This is a genomic window from Enterococcus sp. 4E1_DIV0656 (genome assembly GCF_002140695.1).
GTDB lineage: Bacteria > Bacillota > Bacilli > Lactobacillales > Enterococcaceae > Enterococcus_D > Enterococcus_D entomosocium.
This window is the reverse complement of sequence record NZ_NGLF01000001.1, coordinates 2,347,086-2,363,809: the sequence shown is the minus strand read 5'-3', so window position 1 is coordinate 2,363,809 and position 16,724 is coordinate 2,347,086. Positions and strand designations below refer to the sequence as shown.

Below are 16,724 nucleotides of genomic sequence, written 5' to 3'. Positions count from 1 at the left end.
ATCTCCTTGAATGAATTTAATTATTTTTTGTGTGGCTTACACTAGCGGGAACTGGTGTAGGCTCTTTTTGTATTTCCGCAATTTTGGTTCCATCAGATGAAAAATAAGTGTGAGTTTCCACTCCTGCAAAAGCCACCACAGTATGGATTACTCGCTCTTCCTTGGATTCGATGCTGAGTGATCCAACATTTACGCGCTTTTCTTGCATTGGCCGTTCCAACTTCACGTCCTCCTTTCTCTCGTATTGAGCGAATCGAGCATCATTGAATTTTTGCATTGATTCTTTTGCCTTGATGCTTGTCGTTCCTTCAATAGGTCGTGTGCCGATTTTCCCTTCCTTCCTCAAATTATTAACTTTATGCACAACTTGAGCGTACTGTTTACCTGTGACTCTAGATAGTTCCATATAATTTGATACATAGCCGTTTGGATCAAAAGTCACATTATCTAATAAAACTTGAACCTGTTCATTAGTCCACTGCTCAACTCGTTTCTTTTTTATCTTTCCTGCTGCTTGCAATTTAGAAACCTTATTTGAACATGATCCCTTTGATCGCCCTAGCGTTTCTCCAATTTCAACATACGAAGCCCCTTGCTTATGCATCGCGATTAACCGCTTTTCTTCTGTCGTTGTCCATGGTCTACCGTTACTCTCAAAAGCCATTTCTCTTTTTATTGGTGGTAACTGTCCATCTTTTCTCATTTGAGATACTTTTTTCATAACTGCTGAAACTGTTCTGCCTAGTTTCTTTGCAAGTTGTTCGGAATTTATAACTTCATTTGTTTCGGCTAGCAATGCATTCTTTCGGACATATGCCAATTCCTTTGTAGTCCAGCTCTTCAATACGCTCCCTCCTTAGTTTGTCCTCGATGCCATCAAAGCTTCCGCTTCGTAATAACATTCCTTCCAATCGATCGTCCGATAAAATAAATCTAAAATTTCTGATTTAGTCATTTTCTTTCCACCTCCGAGAGCGATGATCAAAGATCGCATCATCATATGCAATCAACCAAATCATCACGGCGGTTGGATATAAGATTTTTACCCACGTAGGAACTTCCCCTGCAACCAATGTTCCCATCGCAAAAACAGTAAGTAAAAACGCTGTACGTCTAAGACAATAGATTCTTCGCATATACTTCCTCCTATATATTTATTTGGTGCTTAAGCCTATTTTCTCCTTGGTCAAAGCTTGGATCAGCAACTCTTGTTCAAAACTATAAGCCATAATTACACCTCGAAATTTTCTATCAAAAATTGTTGCAAGGCTTCGCGACGTATCCGAATATCTTGTTTACTCCAAACTTGGATTTTCAGTCCCTGATCAATCCAGCTGTTCAACTTCGCATCACCGATCCCTAATACCTCTTTTACTGTTTCTTTATTGCTAAACGGCGGAAGTTCGATCGTTTTTGTTACCAGCCTCATCCTCTTTTCGAATTCAGTTACTGCTATCTGGACAAATTGAGGAATGATCTGATTTTCAATGACCTTATCAGGTATCCGTATATCCATTAATCCTCCCCCTCCTTCAATGCGTTTAGTGCATCTTCGATCGGTTTTATTTGCTTATCCGGTTTTCTTTTTCCGGTCAAAATATCAGACATATACGGTCTTGAAATTCCGATAGTGTCAGCTAACCAACCTTGAGATTTTCCGTATTTTGCTAACTGGATTTTGACTTTAAGAACAAAATCTTGAGACATAGATCTAACTCCTTTCTAAATGTATTGAGTGTAAGCTAACAAAATTAGCTAATTTCCGTTGACACTCATCCCATAGTTGTGTACTATATAAGCATAACGAAATAAGCCAAACACACGCTAATAAAACAACATTCTTAGTTTGCCGACGTCGAATTGTTTATTTTATTTGGTGTCTTCCTTATTGCTTATTAGCTAATTAAATTAGCTTACGTGATAAGATTAACCCACAACTATTGGATTGTCAATAATATTATCCTATTTTTGTGTACTTTTTTCGTTAAATAATTTTTGAAAGCGTGGAAAGCTTGATATGACACTATTTGAACGAATTCAAAAACTAGCAAAACAAAGGGATAAAAATCTAAAAGAGATATCTTTGGAGCTTGGTTACAGTAAAAACTATTTGTATACATTGCAAAAGCAAAGTCCAAAAGCCGAAAACTTACAAGTCATAGCTGACTATTTTCACGTCTCTACTGATTACTTATTAGGCCGTACTGATAATCCTAATAGTTCTAGCGCAACAACTTCCGATGATTTAGAAAAAATGCTCGACAATGCGATGTCCTTCAATGGTAAACCTTTAACGGAAAAAGATCGCGAAGCAATTCGAGCATATATGGAAGGTCGTCTTAGTTCAAAATGAGGTGAAAGTATGGAGTTAGTGAAGAAGGTGCTGCATGAGCATGGGATTGATGTTGTGCCAATTGAGATGGAATCCGACGGCTGCTATATTAAAGAACTCAATAAGATTTTCATTAATAGCAGTCTGTCCCCCACGGATGCAAAGAAAGTAATTTATCACGAGGTTAAGCATGTCTTAGATCATAAAGAGTTTGCAGAACTATACAAAATATTTTATTTCCGCTCGAAAATGGAATATGAAGCTGATTGTCATATGATCAAGAATTTGCTTGATGAATTTATAGAACATAATCATTTAGATCCTGCTGACTTAAATATATTTTATTTTATCGAATACTTTGGTTTGGATACAAAGTGGGAACCGATGCTAAAAAAGTTTCTACTAGATAAAATCAATAACACACTTTACGTGTGATTATTATTTTTCTTATAAAAAGAACATATATTCGCACTTAAGAAAGGAAGAAGGAATGTGATCAAACAGTATACAAAAAAAGATGGGAGTAAGTGGTGGATGTTTAAAGCTTATTTAGGCATCGATCCTGGTACGGGTAAAAAACTTTACACTACCAGAAGAGGGTTCAAAACTCAAAAAGAAGCAAAAATCGCAAAAGCTAGACTGGAAACAGAGGCTCAAGATAACAAATATGCGCCCGAAAAAAACTACACTTTTATCGATATTCAAGAATTGTGGTATGAAGAATATAAGCATACTGTTAGAGAAAGTACTCTTTCAAGGGTAAGCTTTCTGTTCAAAAAAAATATATTTCCTTGCTTCGGTAAAAAGAAAATTTCATCTTTTACAGTAGCTTACTGTCAAAAAACGGTGAACAAATGGAAAGCTGAATATTCAACCTATAAAGCATTAAAAACATATACCACTGCTGTATTTGACTACGCAGTCAGAATGAATGTAATAGTCTCCAATCCTATGAAAGAGGTATATATAACGAAAGGAAATGCGAGGAAAAAAGAGGATAAAATCAAGTTTTATGAAGCTGAAGAGCTCAAAGATTTTCTAGAAGTAGCAAAGGAAGACAAGTTTCCACTCTCCTACCCACTATTCCGATTACTAGCGTTCACTGGGATACGAAAAGGCGAAGCCTTAGCATTGACTTGGCAGGATATCGATTTTGAAAATAAAATACTCACTATAAATAAAACGATTGCTAGAAACACTAAGAATGAATTAGTGACAAACCAGCCGAAAACTGAAACATCGAACAGAGAAATCTCTCTCGATGATACAACGATCGAAGTGCTAAAAAAGTGGCGACAAGATCAACGCAAATATCTTCTTACACACGGTCATAACTCATTAAGACCTAACCAAATCATTTTCTCGTCCAAAAATAATAACTATCTGGATCCCCTAAGACCAAACAATATACAGAAACGCTTATGCAAAGAAAGTGGACTGAAAGATATAACTATTCATGGATTTCGACACACTCATTGCAGCTTATTATTTGAAGCTGGTTTATCTATTCAAGAAGTTCAATCTCGTCTGGGCCATTCGGATATTCAAACGACAATGAACATTTATGCTCACGTCACAAAAAAACAAAAAGACTCCTCCGCCGAGAAGTTCGCGAATTATATAAATTTCTAAAAGTATGGTCAAAAGTATGGTCAAATAACAAAAAAAGCGCCAAACCCCTTCATACAAAAGGATTTGACACTAAGAAAAATTATTTAACTGTTACTGAAGCGCCAACTTCTTCTAAAGCTGCTTTCAATGCTTCAGCTTCGTCTTTAGAGATGCCTTCTTTAACTGCTGAAGGAGCTCCGTCAACGACTGCTTTCGCTTCTTTCAAGCCTAAGCCAGTTGCTTCACGAACTGCTTTGATAACTTTAACTTTTTGATCGCCAGCTGCAGTCAATTCTACAGTGAATTCAGTTTGTTCTTCAGCAGCACCAGCATCGCCAGCTCCACCAGCTACAGCTACAGGAGCTGCAGCAGATACGCCAAATTCTTCTTCGATAGCTTTAATTAAATCGTTTAATTCTAAGATTGTCGCGCCTTTTAGCTCTTCGACAATGTTTTCAATGTTCAATGCCATTTTGTTTTCCTCCATTTAAGTAAGTAGTTTAGTTTTTAATACTGAAAAATTATGCGGCAATTATGCTGCATCTTCTTCTTTTTCTGCCACTGCTTTGACAGCGTAAGCCACGTTGCGGATAGGTGCTTGTAGCACAGATAGCAACATAGAAAGAAGTCCTTCGCGGTTTGGCAATTTCGCCAATGCAGTAATTTCTTCCAATGAAGAAACTTTGCCTTCGATGATACCGCCTTTGATTTCTAAAGCTTTTGCGTCTTTTGCGAAATCGTTAATGATTTTTGCAGGTGCAACAACGTCTTCGTTACTGAATGCTACGGCAGTAGGGCCAGTGAATACTTCACCTAAACCTTCTAGACCAGCTTTTTCAGCAGCACGAGAAAGAATTGAGTTTTTGATAACTTTCATCTCAACGTTTGCATCACGCAATTGTTTACGTAAGCGAGTTACTTCATCAACAGTTAGTCCACGGTAGTCAACAACGACTACAGATGCGGCTGCAGAGAATTTTGCACTCACTTCATCAACGATCGCGGATTTTTTAGCGATAGCTGCTTCACTCATTTATATTTCACCTCCTGATTTTGATGGAAGAGTTTCTTCGAAACAAACTGTTCCTTTGTCCTATAAAGGACAATAAAAAAACTCTATGCCACCGTAGACATAGAGGGACTATTGAAGATTCTCAATAAACGTCCTCGGTAGGAAATTAAGGCAAATGCCACCTACTGTCTTCGGTACAGTTAAACTTTTAACCTTGACTACCTTACCATAGATAAGGTAGTCAAGTCAATAAAAGTTTTGAATTTTTGTATTAAATTAGAAAGAAGCTTGTTCTACATGGATCCCAGGACCAAATGTTGTTGTAACTGAGATATTTTTCATGTATTGACCTTTTGCTGCTGAAGGTTTAGCTTTCAACAATGTTTCATGGATCGTTTTGAAGTTTTCAATCAATTTGTCATCTTCAAAAGAAACTTTTCCGATTGGTACGTGGATGTTTCCAGCTTTGTCAACACGGTAAGTAACTTTACCAGCTTTTACTTCGTTAACTGCTTTTGTTACGTCCATTGTTACTGTACCAGTTTTAGGGTTAGGCATCAAACCTTTAGGGCCTAATACACGACCTAATTTACCAACAGTAGCCATCATGTCAGGCGTTGCAACAACAACGTCAAAATCGAACCAGCCACCTTGGATTTTTTGAACCATATCGTCGTCACCAACGAAATCAGCACCAGCTGCTTCTGCTTCTTTGGCTTTATCGCCTTTAGCAAAAACTAAAACTGTTTGTGTTTTACCAGTACCGTTTGGTAATACTACCGCGCCACGGATTTGTTGATCCGCTTTTTTAGGGTCTACGTTTAATTTGTAAGCAACTTCAACCGTTGCGTCGAATTTTGCAATATTTGTTTCTTTTGCCAAAGCTACTGCTTCTTCAACTGAATAAGCTTTTGTAGCATCAACTTTTTTCAATGCTTCTTGCATTTTTTTGCTTTTTTTAGCCATTTTGTTTCCTCCTTGATGTGGTTATAACGGTAGAACCTCCCACGTGTCCCATATTTTTCAATATGAAGCCGACTGAGAAGCTACTTCCTTAGGGCTGTAATTATTCTACAGTGATCCCCATGCTTCGTGCAGTTCCTTCAACCATGCGCATTGCTGCTTCAACGTCAGCTGCGTTTAGGTCTTCCATTTTCAATTCAGCGATTTCTTTTACTTGATCGCGTGAAACTTTTGCAACTTTTGTTTTGTTTGGTTCGCCTGAACCTTTTTCAACGTTTGCTGCTTTTTTCAACAATACTGCTGCTGGTGGTGTTTTTGTAACGAAAGTAAATGAACGGTCTTCGTATACAGAGATCACTACTGGAATGATCAAACCTGCTTGATCAGCTGTACGAGCATTGAATTCTTTAGTGAATCCCATGATGTTGATACCCGCTTGACCTAGCGCAGGACCTACCGGCGGAGCTGGTGTTGCTTTACCTGCAGGAATTTGCAATTTAACGATTTTTTCTACTTTTTTTGCCACGAGACATACCTCCTTGAGTCCGTGATGTGGTTAATTGGAGATCCAAATTTCTCCTCCCACTTTGGTGATTCATGTGCACACACAAAAAACGTGTGACGAAAGCACACTGGAATATTATAGCATCTTTATGGAATAATTCAAGGTTTTTCAGCTGATTTTTTTGAAAAAATGCTCACCAGCGCTTTTCGTTAGTCCATCGCTAAAAAAAGAAATAAAAATCACTTGCTTTTGGTCTGCTTTTTTCATTCTCTCATTTTTTTATGCTACACTACTACTGGAATTCTTCCCTATTCGTTTACTACTATCGAGGTGAAAAAAATGGAACAATTAAAATACCGCAGTGTATTTGACATAATCGGACCCATCATGGTGGGTCCCAGCAGTTCTCATACCGCCGGTGCTGCCCGGATCGGAAAAATCGTTCGCAGTATTTTTGGCGAACAGCCAGACAGTGTAGATATCCTGTTGTATGAATCGTTTGCTAAAACCTATCGCGGTCATGGAACCGATATTGCGTTAGTTGGCGGTCTCTTAGGCATGGAGCCAGATGATGCTCGCCTAGCGGACTCTTTAAAAATCGCTTATGAGAAAGGGATCGAAGTCTTATTCGTCCCTAAAAAAGAAAAAGCGGAACATCCGAATATGGTCAAGATGATTTTGACAAAAGGTAGCCACAAACTATCTGTCACTGGCATCTCGATAGGTGGTGGCAACATTCAAATCTCAGAGCTTAACGGCTTCAAAATTTCTCTGACACTGGGTACCCCTACTTATGTGATCGTCCATCAAGATGTTCCGGGAATGATTGCGAAAGTAACCAATTTACTATCAGAGGCTCAAATCAATATCGGTACGATGACCGTTACGAGAGAAGCTGTCGGTGATAAAGCAATCATGATCATCGAAGTCGATCAGCGCAATGATCAGCTGGCGCAACAAATCAAAGTTTTGCCGCACGTTTACAGCGCTGCGTATTTTGATTAAAGGAGATAAGCACATGTTCTATACAATAGAAGAGTTAGTAATAGAAAGTAAAAATTATCCTTCCGTTGCAGAGATGATGATTGCGATCGAAGCAGAAAATACTGGTCGTAGTCGCGAACAAATCCTTGCAATCATGGAAAAGAATTTAGTTGTTATGGAACAATCAGTCGCTGAAGGTGTCGCTGGTGTAAAATCGGTGACGGGATTGACCGGCGGCGATGCGACTCGCATGAACGACTACCTTGCTGCCGGTGATTTTTTAAGCGGAGAAACCATTCTACAAGCGGTCCAAAATGCCATTGCAGTCAACGAAGTCAATGCGAAAATGGGCTTGATCTGTGCAACACCGACTGCCGGTAGTGCGGGTGTTGTTTCTGGTGTATTGATGGCCGTACGTGAGCGTTTGGCACTGACTCGAGCGCAACAAGTCGACTTTTTGTTTACAGCCGGCGCCTTTGGCCTGGTGATTGCCAACAATGCCTCGATTTCCGGTGCCGAAGGCGGTTGTCAAGCAGAGATCGGTTCTGCTAGCGCAATGGCAGCGGCGGCTTTGGTTTGTGCAAAAGGTGGCACCCCCCACCAAGCGGCTCAAGCGGTGGCGATCACCCTCAAGAATATGATGGGCTTGATTTGTGACCCTGTCGCGGGCTTAGTCGAGGTCCCCTGCGTGAAGCGCAATGCCTTGGGATCTTCCCAGGCCTTTATCTCTGCCGACATGGCATTAGCAGGAATCGAAAGTGTCATCCCACCTGATGAAGTGGTCTTAGCGATGTATCAAGTCGGACGACAAATGCCTAGCATTTTCAAAGAAACGGCTGAAGGTGGTCTAGCCATGACGCCGACTGCCCAACGCCTACAGGCAGAAATCTTAGAAGCCAATCGTTGATGTTTTTTTAGAAATGAACACGAATAAAAACCAACCAAGAACAACCAATCGTTGCTTGTTCTTGGTTGGTTTTCATTTTCCCATTATTTCCAACGACGAAAAGGCAAGCACTCCCTACTTGTTAAACAAGTAACAAATGACATTGGCGGTTTTTCTACTCCCACTCGCCTACCCTATAGTGTTTCTTTTGGGCAACGGGTTTTAATACCTTCACAGGCTCGGAAAATTTAGGTTTTCCTTCTGTTTGATCCAATGGGACCAATGGCTGCTCGCTTTCTTGTGCTTTCAAGTCCATTTGTGGTTTTTCATCCTTGGTAGCTTGCGCCTGATCGGCTGATTTTTGCCAAAGCTGTTTGCTGAGATCCAATAAGGGAATGATCATCATGGCGACTAGCCCGCCAGAAAAACCATTGTTATACAGATTCAAACCTCCATGTAAGAAATCAATATTCAGTACCATTGAGGCGTGCACAAAACCGACCACCAAGCCGCCTTTCCAGCCATAGGCATTTGTTACTGCACAGAGCATCATCGCAAAAATCGCTGACGTGACTGTAACCGTCTCGTTGATGGTGTATACGCTCAATAGATTGGCAATCGTCACCCCTGCCAATAAAGGCAGCGAGTTAAAGACATGAGAGCCACAAGCAGAAAAGCCGATGACGCAAAAGATCGCACCGATAACTGGTCCATTTAAAACCGCACCAATACTGACGACATATGCCACAAGCAAAAACGTCATCAATCCCATGTTGATCATCGTATTATAAACGCCGGTATCACGTAAGATATCTCGTTCGATTTTGCCACTATGAGACCAAATCGCTCGCATATTCAATCGTTTTTTCTTGATTGCCATCAGTGACCCATAGCCTACGAACACACTTCCTAAAACCAGCATCATGAGAATCAAACGCGGCTGCTGTTCTTGCGACACCAATGTTCTTAGCTCAATCGTTAGGCCAAACATCCGACAGATAGCGGCGACTAATGTACACAACATTCCTGAAGTGAATCCAGCACTGTATAAACTGACGCTTTGAAATAGTCCTTGAAAATATAAGGCCATGGGAACCATCAAAAAACCGGTAAAAATTCCAATACCGTACCCCATCACCAAGCTAAAATAAGGCGGTAGTGAGTCATTGAATGCAAAATAGCTGACGATTGGAGAAACCGACGATCCATACAAGGCAATCAACAGAAATTTTTTCAATGGTTCATTCATAAAATACGAATACAGACGGACGCCTAAAAATATCGGGATAAAATTTAGTAGATTTTTCCCAAAAAAACCATACCCAGTCACCATAAAGATAGCAGACACCGCGCCTCCTGTGATCGGCACCCGATAATGATAGCAAATCGAGATCGCTACAATCGTCATCAAACTGCTGTTTAATAAAGCCGACCCTACAGAAGTCATAGCAATATAATCTGTCACAAGATGACTTTCCGAAAATAAAATCAACTTGAGCTCTTCGACTGCCACCCTTGGATCGAAAAACAACATGGCAAAGAAAAACAGCAGCAAATTAAAAAGAAACAACAAGCTATACCCATTATGTACAGAGATCATCCCTTTAGTATGGGGATGAAAATCATTGTGAAACTTTACTCTAAAAAAAGCAAATAATTTTGACATAAGACCCCTTCCTCTTATAAAGCGCTTACTCATTTTGAGAAAAAAAGTGGGCCAACGAATTGGTCCACTTTATTCTCATTACTGTTATTTTACCGTAAATGAGCCGTTCATGCTAGTCTATCCAGCAGTTAAATTTTATCTACTTGCTCAAAATCAAGTTCTGTACTGGTTTCACGACCGAACATATCGATGTTCACTTTTAGTTTTTGTTTTTCTTCATCGATTTCTGCTACTTGTCCTTCTAGACCAGAAAACGCACCTTCGATGATTTTGACGGTTTCGCCAATTTCGACTTCCAGTTCAACTGTCCGAGTACTCATACCGATCGAACGTAAAATTGAATTGATTTCTTCTTGTAATAAAGGCGCTGGCTTGCTTCCTGCACCATGAGAGCCAACGAAACCTGTTACCCCAGGAGTATTACGTACAACGTACCAAGATTCATCCGTCATGACCATTTCAACTAATACATAGCCAGGAAATGTTTTATGAACGATTTCTTTGGTTTTGCCGTTTTTTTCTTCTGTTTCTACTTCTTCGGGAACGACGACACGGAAAATATAATCACCCATCCCCATGCTTTGTGCACGTGACTCTAGGTTCGCTTTTACTTTGTTTTCATAGCCAGAATACGTATGCAGTACATACCAATTTTTTTCAAAAGATTCCATTTTTTTCGGACTCCCCATCTTTTTTGTAAAATAAAAAAACCTCAGCTGCACCGAAGTTTTTCCTCAAAGCGATTATAGCACGATTTGTGATAAATGACTAGCGCTATCAGTAAGAAGTGTTACTTTAGGATCCAATTGAAGACCGTTTGAATCAGTGTGTCCATCACAAAGAACATCAATGCAAAAATAATGGTTGTTTGAATCACCACAAATGTATCTTTGCGTAATTGTTTTTTTGATGGCCAAGAAACGTTTTTCATTTCTTCAACAACATTTTTCAAAAATTTCATTCGATTCCCTCCTTACTTCGTTTCACGATGCAAAGTATATTGATTGCAATACTTGCAAAATTTGTTGATTTCAAGGCGTTCGCCTTTTTTACCTTCACTGACTGATTTTGAATAGTTGCGGGATCCGCAGACAGAACAAGCCAAAGCAGCTTTTTTCGTTGCCATCTTAGTGTCCTCCCCCTTTTTATAAAGTTTTCCAACACTAAAAATACCATTTATTTAAGATTGTGTCAATTTTTGATTTTCTGTCGTATAAATATAGTTTCTGCTGATTTTGTGGTATGATAATGGTGTTAAATGGGTATTTGGGAGGGAAAATTATGTTATTAAAAACAATGGTTTACAAAAAACGCGATTTAACAACGGTAAAGGAAACAGCTACCTTAGAAGAAGCGCTGGCAATTTTAGAAGAGTCTGGTTATCGTTGTGTGCCTATCCTAGATGAATCAGGAAAGATTTTTAGAGGAAATATTTATAAAATGCACATCTATCGCCATAAAGCAAATGGCGGTGACATGACTTTACCCGTCACCTATCTGCTAAAAAATGCGACGAAGTTCATTTATGTCAACTCTTCATTTTTTAAGGTTTTCTTTACAATCAAAGAATTGCCTTATATTGCGGTACTAGATGAAAACAATCAATTTTACGGCATCTTGACTCATAGTTCCTTATTGAATATGTTGTCACAATCATGGAGCGTCGAACAAGGAAGCTATGTGTTGACGATCGCATCAACAGGTCAACAAGGCGACTTAGCGGTTATCTCAAAAATAATCGCAAAATACAGCAGTATCGCTAGCTGTATCACTCTCGACATCGGTAAAGACGAATTTATTCGTCGTACGATGATCACTTTACCAGCGAACACATCAAAAGAATTATGCGACAAGATCGTTTCTCAACTGGAAGCAAAAAATTTCAAAGTTGTGGAGATCGAAGACCTAAAAGCAGAATAAAACAAAAGATCATTCCTAAAAAAGAAAGGAATGATCTTTTTTCTTGTTTTTTGAGAACCATCAAAGCAAAAAACAAGCTTTTTTTACACGCGCTTATCGAAGCGAACGGCACGATTGATGATATACATCACCGGTGCCGTAATCGTCATTACAATAAATTCACTCAATGCCGTTGTTGCAAATGTTGGCCAGAAAGGCAATGCTAAGGTGATATTTAGCATAATCGCAATCAGGAACATACTTAATGAAAAAACAATGGTATTAAATGCCAGTCTTACGAAAACATTTGGAATCTTCTTATATACCAATGCAGTTGCTCCTAAAGCCAAGAAGCTTCCGAAACCGCCGAATACGACATCCAAGATCCCCATTCCAAAGAACATGTTATACACTACAACCCCGCCAACGACACCCCACATCAATTTTCTGTTGAAAACGACCAAGTGATTCAATCCTTCAGATATCCTAAATTGAATCGCTCCTGAGGCAACGGGTGAGACTAGAACCGTTACAGCAACATAAAGTGCCATAATGATCCCATTGGCTGCGACGACACGCAAACGTTGATTGGTTAGATTTGTTGATTTTTCCATTTGATCCCTACTTTCTCCGAGTTTTGATTACGCGGGATGGTTGATGAACCGCGGTGCGCTTCGCACAAGTACTTATTATACACATTAATAGCCATATATCAATGTTAAACCGGCCATTTAATCATCAAATCATCTCGAAATCACCTGACAAAACTTTATGCAGATGGAATTGCTCCCTCTGTTCCTTCATTCGTTGATTCAAAGAAACACTTCGCAGCTTTCATTTTCTAGCCCTATTCGACTATCAATGAATCATCCATCGTCAGATTTCCTAATAGCTTGTGATTCAATCTTTAACCTTGAAAGAGATGGCAAAAATATTATTTTTACGCCTACCGAAGAAATGAACGATGAAGATGGTGGCTTTGTGTTGAAACCTCGCTAAATCAAGGCGCATCTCGTGATGAAAGGTTAAGTGCTGAATTACTTTAAGATTCGTCGGATCTACGCACAGAAATCATCTTGAATACGTAAAACATCCCTTTTCGCTAACGGAAAGGGATGTTTAGAATGAATCAGACGATTCAGTTACTTTTTGATCAAAAATAGCTTTCTTCTCGTTGCCTCGTTACCTTTTTGGTAAAGCAATTTCTCATAGATGTTTACTCAGCGAATGCCTGCCACACCTCTATTTAGCTGGTCGAAAGCCCGCTTTGTAGGCTTCCACCTCTGTCTTGAACATCCGAATTGGACTGGTCGTTTTATTATAATATTGACTCCCCGGTATATGATAAATCTTTTGTTTGGAGCCTTTGATCAGCCCTTTGCCCCGTTTGTCTACATATTTTTTCAGTCCATCTCTAAATGCATCATTCGTCGTTCCAGGTGCTTTCCCACCTTTTTTCACCAGTTTGACCTGGATTGCTTCCAGTTGAAAACCAAAGCCAGACGTTCCTGAAGACTGTCCGTTTTTCGCCCACCCCATCCAGCCAAATTGTTGTGAATTGACTCGATAATAGACATCGTAATACTTAGCGATCTCACCGGTGAGTTTGATTTGGATCGCCTCCAACCGTTGCCCTTTTCCACTTGTACCAGATAGAGTCCCATTTTTTCTAAACGATTTTTCCCATCCTTGTTTCTGAATGGAGGTTTTATATTCAATATTCCCTTTGTATTTTTCGTTAGTAATTTTTATCTTGATTGCTTCAAGTCGCTTGGCTTTCCCTGTGGTCCCTGACGTCTGACCGTTTGTTTTCCATGATTGCCACCCTTGAGACTGGATATTTGTTTGATAGCTCACACTTGGTGAAGATGCAGCAAAAACTGTCATCGGAAAAACAACAAAGCCAAGTAAAAGAACAAATAGTATTGACACTTTTTTCATTTTAAACCCTCCTTATTTTGATTATCTCAATATAATATCTAAAAAACAAACTTTTTATGAACAATAAATATTTTTTTATCAAAACACTTATTTAAACGTTGAACAGACTGAGAAATAAAAAAAGGAGTCTTAAGCGATGGCAACGAAAGTCAATTCATTTAGGGTTGGGGTCACTTATTGTATTCCTTTCAACACTCAAAGTTGAAAATTGCATGGTATCAAGCTAGCTTCTCGACGACTGATAAAATTTGCCTGTCAACGTACGATGAAAGAATCGTTGTTCATTTTTCTGAAAATCTAAGCAATTGACCGTCTGCAATGTGGTATAATCGACTTCGTTGAAATTTGTTTTGAGAGGATGGCATGATTGAACTTATTTGGATTGACCTTTGGCTTAAGAAATGTAAAAACTGGAATCAGTGTATTCCTCTGTATTTTGATTAGTGTTCTTTTGAATCGTGAAACCTACGTCGTATCAACGATCACAGCTGTTTTCACATTAAGAGAAGATCATGAGAATACCGTCAAATACGGGAAACATCGGATTGCCGGTAACAGCTTCGGCGCAATCGCTTCTGTATTTTGTATTGCGATATTTAACTTTTTCGGACATTCGTCCTTTATTCAAATGATTGCAATCCCTTTAGTGATCATGTTAATGATCGCTTTATTGGTCAAATTTGATTACTCCGAGGGAACAGTTGGTGCTTGTGCCACACTATTGACGATTTTATTTATGATTCCTCAAACTGAATCTTACTTGTATGCTTTTAATCGAATTGTTGATAGTTTTATCGGCATGACGATTGCAATATTGGTGAACCGCTTTTTTCCATTTCCGAATAAAAGTACCGCAGGGACGAAGACGACAACAAATGAGAGTGATTCATTTTAAAAATGAAAAAGAAAAAAACCATCTCAAAACAGCTTTGAGATGGCTTTTTAAGAATGGATCAGTTACTGAAAAGAACTTGTTGGTCTTCAATTAATGGATAAGAAATCGGTACATTACCTTCCAAATCTTCTTTATTCATATCAACTGCAACGATTTGACTATTTTCATACGTACGATAGTAATAGATTCCTTTATCTGTATTGCAGCAAGAAGAATAAATCGTGTACTCATAGCGCTCATTGCCTATGTCACAAAGTCCTTTTTGTTGCTCAACCGAACCTAAAATATGGAAGAACTGACTAATGCTTTCGGATTCAGATTCTCCAGAAACGGAATTCAATCGGGTAAAAGCTACTTTGACAAAGCGAGACATCGAAGAAAGATCTCCTGGCAGACCTAAGCCGCCCATTCCACGACTATATTCATCAAAATCCACCTTGTCAGAAAAATGAGTTTCCGGAGTTTTCGATGATAACACACGGTAATTATTCAAATTGAACAATTGATAGTCAAATGGTGGATTATTTGTCAAAACTCCCACCGGATTTTCATGAATATGAAGGCCATCACTCATACTTTCCACAACGATGGCACTTTTTTTATCAGCAATCATCCAATGCAAAGGCGATAGAGGCAAATCTTCACTAAAATTGATCCGAACGAGATTGACATTGGCTAATAGCCCTTTTACTTCTTCGACAGTAGCGCATTGTCCTAAGAGCCATGGGATGAACTCAAAAGGCGTAACATTCTCTTTTCCTTCTTGAAATTCATTGTAGACAGCATTTTCTGGAAAATTCAATCCAGCGATACCTAAACCTTTTTCATTGACCGCATCATAATACAGTGGATACTCAGCGACACCAGCAGCAATCCCAATCATTGCGTAATGGTGATCTATTTCACTTACTTTGCGAAATTTGAATGGATAATTTCTCGGAGTAATGGTCACTACTTCTTTATAAGAAACATCATAATCAAAATTTCTGCCAAAATAATGATCTTTCGTTACATAAGTTAACGCAGTACACATAATACTTCCTCCTAAAATAAGTTTTTTACACTTCTAATTTACTCCTATCGCTTTTTTTTAACAAGGAAAAAGCAATACTCTTATACACATCTAGATGTGTATAAGAGACAGCTTCGCAGCTTTCATTTTCTAGCCCTATTCGACTATCAATGAATCATCCATCGTCAGATTTCCTAATAGCTTGTGATTCAATCTTTAACCTTGAAAGAGATGGCAAAAATATTATTTTTACGCCTACCGAAGAAATGAACGATGAAGATGGTGGCTTTGTGTTGAAACCTCGCTAAATCAAGGCGCATCTCGTGATGAAAGGTTAAGTGCTGAATTACTTTAAGATTCGTCGGATCTACGCACAGAAATCATCTTGAATACGTAAAACATCCCTTTTCGCTAACGGAAAGGGATGTTTAGAATGAATCAGACGATTCAGTTACTTTTTGATCAAAAATAGCTTTCTTCTCGTTGCCTCGTTACCTTTTTGGTAAAGCAATTTCTCATAGATGTTTACTCAGCGAATGCCTGCCACACCTCTATTTAGCTGGTCGAAAGCCCGCTTTGTAGGCTTCCACCTCTGTCTTGAACATCCGAATTGGACTGGTCGTTTTATTATAATATTGACTCCCCGGTATATGATAAATCTTTTGTTTGGAGCCTTTGATCAGCCCTTTGCCCCGTTTGTCTACATATTTTTTCAGTCCATCTCTAAATGCATCATTCGTCGTTCCAGGTGCTTTCCCACCTTTTTTCACCAGTTTGACCTGGATTGCTTCCAGTTGAAAACCAAAGCCAGACGTTCCTGAAGACTGTCCGTTTTTCGCCCACCCCATCCAGCCAAATTGTTGTGAATTGACTCGATAATAGACATCGTAATACTTAGCGATCTCACCGGTGAGTTTGATTTGGATCGCCTCCAACCGTTGCCCTTTTCCACTTGTACCAGATAGAGTCCCATTTTTTCTAAACGATTTTTCCCTGTCTCTTATACACATCTAGATGT

23 protein-coding genes and 1 other annotated feature are annotated in these 16,724 nt (G+C 39.1%); of the genes, 7 read left to right on the top strand and 16 right to left on the bottom strand.

Annotated features, from left to right (window positions below):
- Positions 1–16: 16 nt before the first annotated feature.
- From A5882_RS11145 to A5882_RS11130, 4 genes are all read right to left on the bottom strand, one after another.
- Positions 17–844, bottom strand: coding sequence for a hypothetical protein (locus tag A5882_RS11145; RefSeq protein ID WP_086372747.1), 828 nt, complete (start codon positions 842–844; stop codon positions 17–19).
- Between the two features lie 103 nt (positions 845–947).
- Positions 948–1,136: a hypothetical protein gene (locus tag A5882_RS11140; RefSeq protein ID WP_086372746.1), complete on the bottom strand. Its 189-nt coding sequence runs from the start codon at positions 1,134–1,136 to the stop codon at positions 948–950.
- A gap of 95 nt (positions 1,137–1,231) precedes the next feature.
- On the bottom strand, positions 1,232–1,516 hold the full coding sequence (locus A5882_RS11135) for a hypothetical protein (RefSeq protein WP_086372745.1): 285 nt from the start codon (positions 1,514–1,516) through the stop codon (positions 1,232–1,234).
- Complete coding sequence (locus A5882_RS11130) at positions 1,516–1,707, bottom strand: helix-turn-helix transcriptional regulator (RefSeq protein ID WP_086372744.1); 192 nt, start codon at positions 1,705–1,707, stop codon at positions 1,516–1,518. Before A5882_RS11130 ends, A5882_RS11135 begins: the two co-directional genes overlap by 1 nt.
- A 310-nt stretch (positions 1,708–2,017) precedes the next feature.
- On the opposite strand from A5882_RS11130, the gene A5882_RS11125 reads away from it, so the two are divergent.
- The 3 genes from A5882_RS11125 to A5882_RS11115 are packed head-to-tail and all read left to right on the top strand — an operon-like array spanning position 2,018 to position 3,964.
- On the top strand, positions 2,018–2,353 hold the full coding sequence (locus tag A5882_RS11125) for a helix-turn-helix domain-containing protein (RefSeq protein WP_086372743.1): 336 nt from the start codon (positions 2,018–2,020) through the stop codon (positions 2,351–2,353).
- Between the two features lie 9 nt (positions 2,354–2,362).
- A complete protein-coding gene (locus tag A5882_RS11120; protein WP_086372742.1) occupies positions 2,363–2,767 on the top strand; it encodes an ImmA/IrrE family metallo-endopeptidase in 405 nt (134 codons plus the stop codon).
- Between the two features lie 57 nt (positions 2,768–2,824).
- Entirely contained in the window at positions 2,825–3,964 is a 1,140-nt protein-coding gene (locus A5882_RS11115; RefSeq protein WP_086372741.1) for a site-specific integrase, read from the top strand.
- Positions 3,965–4,043: 79 nt separating this feature from the next.
- Here A5882_RS11115 and rplL read toward each other — a convergent pair whose 3' ends face one another.
- The 4 genes from rplL to rplK form a co-directional block, all read right to left on the bottom strand.
- Entirely contained in the window at positions 4,044–4,415 is a 372-nt protein-coding gene (gene rplL / locus A5882_RS11110; RefSeq protein ID WP_003127081.1) for a 50S ribosomal protein L7/L12, read from the bottom strand.
- A gap of 60 nt (positions 4,416–4,475) precedes the next feature.
- Positions 4,476–4,976 carry a 50S ribosomal protein L10 gene (rplJ, locus tag A5882_RS11105; RefSeq protein WP_005236672.1) on the bottom strand — a complete coding sequence of 167 codons (501 nt, stop codon included), beginning with the start codon at positions 4,974–4,976 and terminating at the stop codon, positions 4,476–4,478.
- Positions 4,977–5,041: 65 nt separating this feature from the next.
- Positions 5,042–5,168: a sequence feature (ribosomal protein L10 leader region), on the bottom strand.
- Positions 5,169–5,231: 63 nt separating this feature from the next.
- Positions 5,232–5,921, bottom strand: coding sequence for a 50S ribosomal protein L1 (gene rplA, locus A5882_RS11100; RefSeq protein WP_005229790.1), 690 nt, complete (start codon positions 5,919–5,921; stop codon positions 5,232–5,234).
- A gap of 100 nt (positions 5,922–6,021) precedes the next feature.
- Entirely contained in the window at positions 6,022–6,444 is a 423-nt protein-coding gene (gene rplK / locus A5882_RS11095) for a 50S ribosomal protein L11 (RefSeq protein ID WP_005229787.1), read from the bottom strand.
- Positions 6,445–6,762: 318 nt separating this feature from the next.
- Here rplK and sdaAB point away from each other — a divergent pair, with 318 nt between their 5' ends.
- Both sdaAB and sdaAA read left to right on the top strand, forming a co-directional pair.
- On the top strand, positions 6,763–7,428 hold the full coding sequence (gene sdaAB / locus A5882_RS11085) for an L-serine ammonia-lyase, iron-sulfur-dependent subunit beta (protein WP_005229781.1): 666 nt from the start codon (positions 6,763–6,765) through the stop codon (positions 7,426–7,428).
- A gap of 13 nt (positions 7,429–7,441) precedes the next feature.
- Complete coding sequence (sdaAA, locus tag A5882_RS11080) at positions 7,442–8,314, top strand: L-serine ammonia-lyase, iron-sulfur-dependent, subunit alpha (protein ID WP_008381622.1); 873 nt, start codon at positions 7,442–7,444, stop codon at positions 8,312–8,314.
- A gap of 154 nt (positions 8,315–8,468) precedes the next feature.
- Here sdaAA and A5882_RS11075 read toward each other — a convergent pair whose 3' ends face one another.
- The 4 genes from A5882_RS11075 to rpmG all read right to left on the bottom strand — a co-directional run bounded on the left by A5882_RS11075 (position 8,469) and on the right by rpmG (position 11,085).
- A complete protein-coding gene (locus A5882_RS11075; protein ID WP_086372740.1) occupies positions 8,469–9,959 on the bottom strand; it encodes a DUF1576 domain-containing protein in 1,491 nt (496 codons plus the stop codon).
- A 128-nt stretch (positions 9,960–10,087) separates the two neighbouring features.
- Positions 10,088–10,630 carry a transcription termination/antitermination protein NusG gene (gene nusG / locus A5882_RS11070; RefSeq protein ID WP_005229769.1) on the bottom strand — a complete coding sequence of 181 codons (543 nt, stop codon included), beginning with the start codon at positions 10,628–10,630 and terminating at the stop codon, positions 10,088–10,090.
- Positions 10,631–10,749: 119 nt separating this feature from the next.
- Complete coding sequence (secE, locus tag A5882_RS11065) at positions 10,750–10,920, bottom strand: preprotein translocase subunit SecE (protein WP_005229766.1); 171 nt, start codon at positions 10,918–10,920, stop codon at positions 10,750–10,752.
- 12 nt (positions 10,921–10,932) lie between these two features.
- On the bottom strand, positions 10,933–11,085 hold the full coding sequence (gene rpmG, locus A5882_RS11060) for a 50S ribosomal protein L33 (protein WP_005229764.1): 153 nt from the start codon (positions 11,083–11,085) through the stop codon (positions 10,933–10,935).
- Between the two features lie 155 nt (positions 11,086–11,240).
- Here rpmG and cbpA point away from each other — a divergent pair, with 155 nt between their 5' ends.
- Complete coding sequence (cbpA, locus tag A5882_RS11055) at positions 11,241–11,879, top strand: cyclic di-AMP binding protein CbpA (RefSeq protein WP_086372739.1); 639 nt, start codon at positions 11,241–11,243, stop codon at positions 11,877–11,879.
- An 83-nt stretch (positions 11,880–11,962) separates the two neighbouring features.
- Here cbpA and A5882_RS11050 read toward each other — a convergent pair whose 3' ends face one another.
- Both A5882_RS11050 and A5882_RS11040 read right to left on the bottom strand, forming a co-directional pair.
- Complete coding sequence (locus A5882_RS11050) at positions 11,963–12,472, bottom strand: QueT transporter family protein (protein ID WP_008379785.1); 510 nt, start codon at positions 12,470–12,472, stop codon at positions 11,963–11,965.
- A 628-nt stretch (positions 12,473–13,100) separates the two neighbouring features.
- Positions 13,101–13,799, bottom strand: a complete 699-nt coding sequence (locus tag A5882_RS11040; RefSeq protein ID WP_086299574.1) for an Ig domain-containing protein — start codon at positions 13,797–13,799, stop codon at positions 13,101–13,103.
- 367 nt (positions 13,800–14,166) lie between these two features.
- On the opposite strand from A5882_RS11040, the gene A5882_RS11035 reads away from it, so the two are divergent.
- Positions 14,167–14,694: an aromatic acid exporter family protein gene (locus A5882_RS11035; protein WP_005236688.1), complete on the top strand. Its 528-nt coding sequence runs from the start codon at positions 14,167–14,169 to the stop codon at positions 14,692–14,694.
- Between the two features lie 58 nt (positions 14,695–14,752).
- Here the strand turns inward: A5882_RS11035 and bsh are convergent, their stop codons facing one another.
- Together bsh and A5882_RS20250 are read right to left on the bottom strand one after the other, a co-directional pair.
- Complete coding sequence (gene bsh, locus A5882_RS11030; protein ID WP_005236690.1) at positions 14,753–15,727, bottom strand: choloylglycine hydrolase; 975 nt, start codon at positions 15,725–15,727, stop codon at positions 14,753–14,755.
- Between the two features lie 530 nt (positions 15,728–16,257).
- On the bottom strand, positions 16,258–16,716 hold the full coding sequence (locus tag A5882_RS20250) for a hypothetical protein (protein ID WP_369596970.1): 459 nt from the start codon (positions 16,714–16,716) through the stop codon (positions 16,258–16,260).
- Positions 16,717–16,724 lie beyond the last annotated feature (8 nt).

Coding starts and splice junctions, on each gene's coding strand:
- A5882_RS11135 (WP_086372745.1), bottom strand. CDS start 1,516: ATGGATATACGGATACCTGATAAGGTCATTGAAAATCAGATCATTCCT.
- A5882_RS11120 (WP_086372742.1), top strand. CDS start 2,363: ATGGAGTTAGTGAAGAAGGTGCTGCATGAGCATGGGATTGATGTTGTG.
- secE (WP_005229766.1), bottom strand. CDS start 10,920: ATGAAATTTTTGAAAAATGTTGTTGAAGAAATGAAAAACGTTTCTTGG.
- A5882_RS11075 (WP_086372740.1), bottom strand. CDS start 9,959: ATGTCAAAATTATTTGCTTTTTTTAGAGTAAAGTTTCACAATGATTTT.
- rplA (WP_005229790.1), bottom strand. CDS start 5,921: ATGGCTAAAAAAAGCAAAAAAATGCAAGAAGCATTGAAAAAAGTTGAT.
- A5882_RS11130 (WP_086372744.1), bottom strand. CDS start 1,707: ATGTCTCAAGATTTTGTTCTTAAAGTCAAAATCCAGTTAGCAAAATAC.
- sdaAB (WP_005229781.1), top strand. CDS start 6,763: ATGGAACAATTAAAATACCGCAGTGTATTTGACATAATCGGACCCATC.
- A5882_RS11125 (WP_086372743.1), top strand. CDS start 2,018: ATGACACTATTTGAACGAATTCAAAAACTAGCAAAACAAAGGGATAAA.
- rplL (WP_003127081.1), bottom strand. CDS start 4,415: ATGGCATTGAACATTGAAAACATTGTCGAAGAGCTAAAAGGCGCGACA.
- A5882_RS11050 (WP_008379785.1), bottom strand. CDS start 12,472: ATGGAAAAATCAACAAATCTAACCAATCAACGTTTGCGTGTCGTCGCA.
- nusG (WP_005229769.1), bottom strand. CDS start 10,630: ATGGAATCTTTTGAAAAAAATTGGTATGTACTGCATACGTATTCTGGC.
- rpmG (WP_005229764.1), bottom strand. CDS start 11,085: ATGGCAACGAAAAAAGCTGCTTTGGCTTGTTCTGTCTGCGGATCCCGC.
- rplJ (WP_005236672.1), bottom strand. CDS start 4,976: ATGAGTGAAGCAGCTATCGCTAAAAAATCCGCGATCGTTGATGAAGTG.
- sdaAA (WP_008381622.1), top strand. CDS start 7,442: ATGTTCTATACAATAGAAGAGTTAGTAATAGAAAGTAAAAATTATCCT.
- bsh (WP_005236690.1), bottom strand. CDS start 15,727: ATGTGTACTGCGTTAACTTATGTAACGAAAGATCATTATTTTGGCAGA.
- A5882_RS20250 (WP_369596970.1), bottom strand. CDS start 16,716: ATGTGTATAAGAGACAGGGAAAAATCGTTTAGAAAAAATGGGACTCTA.
- A5882_RS11140 (WP_086372746.1), bottom strand. CDS start 1,136: ATGCGAAGAATCTATTGTCTTAGACGTACAGCGTTTTTACTTACTGTT.
- A5882_RS11040 (WP_086299574.1), bottom strand. CDS start 13,799: ATGAAAAAAGTGTCAATACTATTTGTTCTTTTACTTGGCTTTGTTGTT.
- cbpA (WP_086372739.1), top strand. CDS start 11,241: ATGTTATTAAAAACAATGGTTTACAAAAAACGCGATTTAACAACGGTA.